Below are 6,392 nucleotides of genomic sequence, written 5' to 3'. Positions count from 1 at the left end.
CTAGACAAAATGACACCAAATGAGTTTTACTATGATCAGCTACCCCAACAAAACAAGGTGGCTTAACTAGAGCGGAATATCACTTATAAATACGCTTTTAGTTGTTCAAACAAGTGGGACCACCTCTCAATTTTAATATGAACGACATCAATCTCATTTCCTTGTTCATCTTTTCCGAATTTTGGAATTAAAGTGACAGGTTCATTATCAAAAAAATACTGACTTAATTTTTCTTCATATTTTTTAATAAGTTCTCGGTGTTCAGGTTCTCCTAATAAGTGAGCTTTAAGCTCGTAATATAAGCGTTCTCCTGTAATTATATTTTCATGATTAAATTTATTCTGATTCTTGAAATAGTCTTTTTGTGCACGCTCTATATAAGGATATTTTTCGTCTAAATCGGTTACAGGGCGCATGCCACGTAAGATAGGGATATAAAATTTAGTATTTGTAAAAATAGGATTTAGGTTTTGCTGAAGTTCTTGATTAAAATATGTTTGAGCTTGCTGAATATTATTATTTGAATAAATTCCTGATAGTTGATTGAATCTTGATAAGTGGGTAAGCGAATTTGAGAATAATGTGATTACAGAACCGATATTGGACGGTTTAATTTGTTCAATCGTTGTTAAAAAATGATTGTAATCATCATGTTTGTTATATTTTTTGCTAACGATTAACCTATTTTTAAAAGTTATTAATTTTCTGAATTGTAGTGAGTTATAAAGTTGCTGACCTTGAGATGTTTTAAATAATTCACGTAAAAACCTACTTTTACCTGCGTTATTTTTACCAATAAAGAAATTAAGTCGTTTGATTTCTATAACTTCATCATAACCAGTTTCACTATCATTATTTGATGTGTAATTTTCTAAATTTTCAGCCCAATAGTATAATTTTTCTGTCATAAAGCCCCCAAAATATAGAGCTAATTTAGCAATAAAACACTGCTTTTAAAAGATAATTTATAAATACATAAAGCAATTTTATCGTTATTGATTCAACGCTTCATTGTCCAAATGCTCTCTCAAAATGCGTCGCAATTCTAAAATGGCATCTGCAGACTCATGGATGGAATGTCCACCATTGAAAATCTTTTCAGACACCGCACCATCTAAATGAGAACTTGTATAGGGAACAATGCCATCCGACATTTTGCTCGGCTCAGTGCTTTGCATCTGATTCCCCATAATAGAATGATAAGGAATATCTTTATTTGGCATGATGTCTGCGGTCAACAGCATAAAACGTGATTGTTGACTTAAATCTGCCGGCCCAGACTTAATCAGGCCCATAGTTGAATTTTTTGCATTCGGGATTTCAACATTGACATCATTTAAAAAACTTAAAGGCAATACCACGATTTTTTTCGCCAAATTGGTAAACCAGCGGTCTGCATAGTCAGTACCATGATGCGGTGCGGCAATGAAAATTGCACGACTAACTGGCTTCAATGCTTTAAAGACAAAACGATCGCGGATAATCGGATGACGTTGTAACTGTGTGTTTTGTTCATAGTTCATGAGTGGAATAGCTTGAGCGGAAATATCTGCATCACTAACCAATAAACGACTGATGATGCCGCCCATACTATGTCCGATAATGACAGCATCTTGAGCCGAAGGCGTATTGGGCTGAACAGTTGCAAATGCCTGTTTGAGTAAAGCATTGATTTGAAAACGACTCTCAAATATTGGCATATTGGTTGAGTAAAACACTTGCCAAACTTGGTAATGATCACGTAGTTTTTGATCACCCATAATATTATTGGTCAGGCCGATCCACGTTTCAGGACTGCTGGCTAATCCGTGAACCATGACAATAATCTTTTTATTGGGTTGATAAGGCTCTAACATAAACACATGTGGCATGCGCAAATGTTCTTCCTTATTCAGAAGTGTCCAATAGCCAGATTGTCCTAATTTATTTTCGGCTAACCAAAGTCCATAAGGCACAGAATAATTGGCTGTTAGGGTATAGGACTGAGATTCAATTTTTGCCTTTTTAAATTGATAGGGATTAAATAATTCAACCTTAAAGTCTGATTGCGGCGACAAAATTTCACTAATGCTGCTATTGGTCTTGGCAGGCTCGGCGATCGCACTGACAGATAAATAGCGTGCTGTATGGATATTGGGGTTGGATTTATTTGAATAATATTGTTCAGGATCTAGTACAAAAGGCTGCGCAGCAGACAGATCCGTAGCTTTTTTGACTAAGACAAATTCAGAACCAATGCCTTCCTGACGGTTAATGGTTTTTAAGCCTGAAAAATTAAAATTATAGCTCGACAGTAATTTATCAATGTCCGCATTTTTGATTTCAGGATAATGTCATAGTTAAAATGATAAAGCGATGAACCCAACATTAAACTTTCAGGCATTTGCTGATAGTCAAAGCGGGTGAATGATGAGGTGATCAGACGTGATAAAGCCACATTATAAAAGGTGCGGACTTGTCCCTGACGCAAATCAAATAAGCGTTCTTCTGGGGCTTGAGCGGATTTAAATAGATAGACATAGCTGTAACGCAGACTGAAATCAAAGTCTGCAAGCTGCTGATCCATACACATTTTAATTTTGCTTGAAGCTAATTTTCCGCTGTGTTGTTTTAAGCTTTTTTTGCATTGTGGATTTTGATCGGCGCTTAAAGCACGTGCCATGTACAGCTCACTTGCTGATGCATAGACTTGAGCAATATCTAAAGTTTCATTGTTACGCATTTTGTGAATACAACTTTCAAGCGCATTTAAACAAGATTGGTCGCTTTCATTCACCATTAACAGGATTTGATGGCTAAATGTACTGAGCTTCTGATGGGTTAATATGCTATCTGTTTTATTATTTAGTGACGCACTGAGTTGATTTTCTTGTAATTTGACCAATTGGCATCCACTGAGCAAACTCAGGCTGATGATACACATAAAACGAGCGGGTAAATGCGTGAAAGGCATCATTGGAAAGGTCACAGGCATCTATTTTTTGTTATTTTAACCTTTATAAAATAGTAAAAATAGGGCAGGTGTTACAGCGCTCAATCCAAGAAAATTACTACGTATACATCCTTTCTATAAGCTAATGTACGAATGCTGTAATACAGAAAAGTTGATCTGAGGTTCAAACAATATCACGTATTAAATTTAATCTAATTGTGCTGCTGGTTTTTTAAGGTCATATTGAGCAATTTATGATGAATGAATCTAAGTTTATCCGATACCGGATTCGACAACGTAAATGGATAAGCATCATCTAAGCCCATGCTGCGGTTCAGTGCATTTAAATTAAAGGTCAAGGTCATCCAGTGTTGCAGCAATAGGTCAAAATCCTGAGCGCCAATCGGGTTTTCTTTCAGTTCTAAATTATTCAAATCTGACTTATTGGTTTTGACCACTAATCCTGCATAGTAGGCGGTTTCAAGAGTGTCCATCATGTGCAAATAATGCGCCCATGTTTCCGCCCAATCTTCCCAAGGATGCGTACTGGCATAGGAACTAACATAGTAATCCGCCCAATTTTGCGGCGCACCGTCATTATAATGTCGTTTCAAAGCTTCACTATAATCCTGTCGTTCATCACCAAACAGTTCCCGAAATTCATCAATCAGCTCTGGGTGTAAATGTTTAATCAAATCAAAATAATAATGACCACTTTCATGTCTAAAATGACCTAGAAGTGTACGGTAGTTTTCACCCATTTTTATACGCGTTGTTTCGCGGTAAATCACATCTGCTTCACTGGCATTCAAGGTAATAATTCCATTGGCATGACCGGTCATAACAGGTGTATTTTCTGTTGGCATCAGAAAATCAAAACGAAGTCCAAAACGGTCATCTTGGCTGCGTTTAGGACGCGGCATGGTATTGAGCTGCTGCATTAAATACAAAAAACGCCGTTTAGCATGTTCCAATCGTGCCCAGTACACAATATGGTCTGGGTTATCTAAGTTGGGAATGGTGTGCGTGAGCAGGCAAGACTCACAATAAATTTCCTCACTGTCAGCAGGCACCATCCAGTTACATATCTGATGATGCTGATAATTATGACAAGGTTTAAAGCGTTTTCCCTTTATTTCAGGATTTAACGCAAGCCATAACGTACTGCTGTGCTTTTCAAAACAGCCCATTTGCTTTTCAGAGGCAATATAGCCCAGCGCAGTCTGACAATTGACACAGTGTGAATTGGCAAAAAAGATTTGGTTAGAACATACCGCGCAGCTGAAATACTTCATAGGCGTTGAGTGATGAATAGAATGATCAATCAGTATAAATGATGTTCAATGTTGATGAAATAAATTGAACTTCGAGTTTGTTACATGCCGGTCAATGCTCTTGTTTAAGAACAACGACCTTTAGAAATAGTCTTTCATCAAATAATACATCGCAGCAATAGTGCAAAGGGGTCTCGATGAGTGCATTTATTGCACAAATCATGAACAGTAAAATTTAAAAGAAAGTTAAAAGAACAAAATAATCGATCATTTTTTGTATTTCTCACTTGGCACAGATTCTGCATTTCTATCGATATTACGAAATAAATATTTTGTATTACTCAAACAGGAGATGCATATGAACCGCCATCAATCTGCAACATTTCTGCATCAATTAAAGCAATTTTTTATTGAGCTACTGAGCGCCCGTGCGGGTTTCTATATTCAGCAAAAAAAATAAGGAACAACAGTGCCTAAACGAAAGCTGGCGCGTATCAGTATTACCGTGCCTGAAAAAACAGTTGATGCTTTGGATCAAAAAATTGTCGATCAGCATTATGAGAGCCGTTCTCAGGCCATTGTCGACATGATCAATAAGCATCTGATTGCCGATCAGGAGCAGCGTAACGAAGTAATGGTCGGCACATTTACCTTACTTTATGACGCAAGTAGTACGGCGCTACGTATTCAGCTTTTAGATTTACAGCAGCAGTTTTTAGAACAAGTGGTGAGTTCGCTGCATATTCAACTCGATGACCACAAAATTTTAGAAGTCATGATTCTGCAAGGCGTCAGTTCAGAGCTCAAAGTTATCAGTCAGCATTTTTCAGCACTTAAAGGTGTGATTAAAGGACATTTGGAGTTAATGGACGCTGTAATGCCGCCAATTCCGCAAAATGCAAAGAATTAAGGAGTTTTAAAATGGGCCAATTATATCGTTCACAAGGTCAGTTTAAAGACCGAATCACAGACCAACAGCAAGCACATGCTAATGCAGGTAACCAAAGACCAAATCGTGCAAAGCACAATGCTCAATCTGTCAGCAATCCGAATACACCATCGTTTTTGTACACCAATACCAAATTTAACTGTAATGCCATTGGGGAAATCGCACTATGATCAAAAAAGCCTGCTTATCTGCATCCGTTTTGACCGCCATCTTACTAGGTGGTTGTGACAATACGGCCAAAACACCTGAACCAAATGCTCAGGCAGAAGGCACTGTCAATACAAAAGCCATCACAATTGGCTATAGCGACTGGCCTGGTTTTGTCGCATGGCAAGTTGCTATTGAAAAAGGCTGGTTGAAAGAAGCCGGTGTCAATGTAGATTTTAAATGGTTTGATTATTCAGCCTCACTATCTGCATTTGCGGCAAATCAGTTGGATGCTGTTTTGGTCACTAACGGCGATAACTTAGTTACGGGTTCTGGCGGTACGAAAGGCGTCATGATTATGGCGACGGACTATTCTGCGGGTAATGATGTCATCATTGCTAAAGATGGCATCAATAGTCTTGCCGATTTAAAAGGAAAAAGTGTCGCGACTGAAAAAGGCTTGGTTGATCATTTGCTTTTAGCGACGGCTTTGGATGATGCAAAAATTCAAGCTTCTGAAGTGAAGTTGGTCAACACCATGACCAATGAGCTGCCACAAGTATTTGCAAGTCCTGATATTGCAGCGATTGCCGTGTGGCAACCGGTCGCAAATCAAGCTTTGAAAGCGGTAGCAGGTTCTAAAATCATTTATACATCGAAAGATAAACCCGGTCTGATTTACGACACATTAACCGTCAACATGACGCATTTATCTGCCAACAAAGAAGAATGGAAAAAAATCATTCAAGTTTGGGATAAAACGGTTAAATACATCAACGACCCTGCAACGCATGCCGATGCAGTGAAAATCATGTCAACCCGAGTTGGTGTTGACCCTGCACAATATGAACAGTTTATTGGAGGCACACATTTATTGGACTTGGCTGCCAATAAACAAGTCTTTAAAAAAGGTACAGGATTTGATTCACTTTATGGCTCGAGTTATCACGTGAACAAATTTAATGTTGCCAATGGCATTTATAAAACCGAAATGGATGTCGATGGATCAATCTATCCAACGTTGGTTGAAGAACTGAAATAAGTTGAAATATAGCTAAAAAAAGCCCTGAATGATGTAAAAATTTCAGGG

Annotated in this window: 5 protein-coding genes and 1 pseudogene; 3 read left to right on the top strand and 3 right to left on the bottom strand. The window is 38.0% G+C overall.

Going from position 1 to position 6,392, the window contains the following annotated elements:
* Nucleotides 1-83: 83 nt before the first annotated feature.
* The 3 genes and pseudogenes from FTU83_RS08710 to FTU83_RS08700 all read right to left on the bottom strand — a co-directional run bounded on the left by FTU83_RS08710 (nucleotide 84) and on the right by FTU83_RS08700 (nucleotide 4,227).
* Entirely contained in the window at nucleotides 84-908 is an 825-nt protein-coding gene (locus FTU83_RS08710; RefSeq protein ID WP_180106115.1) for a hypothetical protein, read from the bottom strand.
* 84 nt (nucleotides 909-992) lie between these two features.
* Nucleotides 993-2,956 (bottom strand): annotated as a pseudogene (locus FTU83_RS08705) (esterase/lipase family protein).
* Nucleotides 2,957-3,144: 188 nt separating this feature from the next.
* Nucleotides 3,145-4,227, bottom strand: coding sequence for a putative zinc-binding metallopeptidase (locus tag FTU83_RS08700; RefSeq protein WP_180106113.1), 1,083 nt, complete (start codon nucleotides 4,225-4,227; stop codon nucleotides 3,145-3,147).
* 448 nt (nucleotides 4,228-4,675) lie between these two features.
* Between FTU83_RS08700 and FTU83_RS08695 the strand changes: the two genes are divergently transcribed.
* From FTU83_RS08695 to FTU83_RS08685, 3 genes are read left to right on the top strand one after another with little or no spacing between them, the layout of a single operon-like run.
* Nucleotides 4,676-5,116, top strand: a complete 441-nt coding sequence (locus FTU83_RS08695) for a ribbon-helix-helix protein, CopG family (RefSeq protein WP_180059580.1) — start codon at nucleotides 4,676-4,678, stop codon at nucleotides 5,114-5,116.
* A gap of 11 nt (nucleotides 5,117-5,127) precedes the next feature.
* Nucleotides 5,128-5,325, top strand: a complete 198-nt coding sequence (locus tag FTU83_RS08690; RefSeq protein ID WP_168377511.1) for a hypothetical protein — start codon at nucleotides 5,128-5,130, stop codon at nucleotides 5,323-5,325.
* Nucleotides 5,322-6,344: an ABC transporter substrate-binding protein gene (locus tag FTU83_RS08685; protein WP_180106112.1), complete on the top strand. Its 1,023-nt coding sequence runs from the start codon at nucleotides 5,322-5,324 to the stop codon at nucleotides 6,342-6,344. The genes FTU83_RS08690 and FTU83_RS08685 overlap by 4 nt, the downstream gene beginning before the upstream one ends.
* Nucleotides 6,345-6,392: the final 48 nt, after the last annotated feature.

The organism is Acinetobacter sp. YH12152 (assembly GCF_013418285.1).
GTDB classification, from domain to species: domain Bacteria; phylum Pseudomonadota; class Gammaproteobacteria; order Pseudomonadales; family Moraxellaceae; genus Acinetobacter; species Acinetobacter amyesii.
The sequence above is the reverse complement of the archived record's forward strand: the minus strand, read 5'-3'. Positions and strand labels throughout refer to the sequence as shown.

Coding starts and splice junctions, on each gene's coding strand:
- FTU83_RS08690 (WP_168377511.1), top strand. CDS start 5,128: ATGGGCCAATTATATCGTTCACAAGGTCAGTTTAAAGACCGAATCACA.
- FTU83_RS08685 (WP_180106112.1), top strand. CDS start 5,322: ATGATCAAAAAAGCCTGCTTATCTGCATCCGTTTTGACCGCCATCTTA.
- FTU83_RS08710 (WP_180106115.1), bottom strand. CDS start 908: ATGACAGAAAAATTATACTATTGGGCTGAAAATTTAGAAAATTACACA.
- FTU83_RS08700 (WP_180106113.1), bottom strand. CDS start 4,227: ATGAAGTATTTCAGCTGCGCGGTATGTTCTAACCAAATCTTTTTTGCC.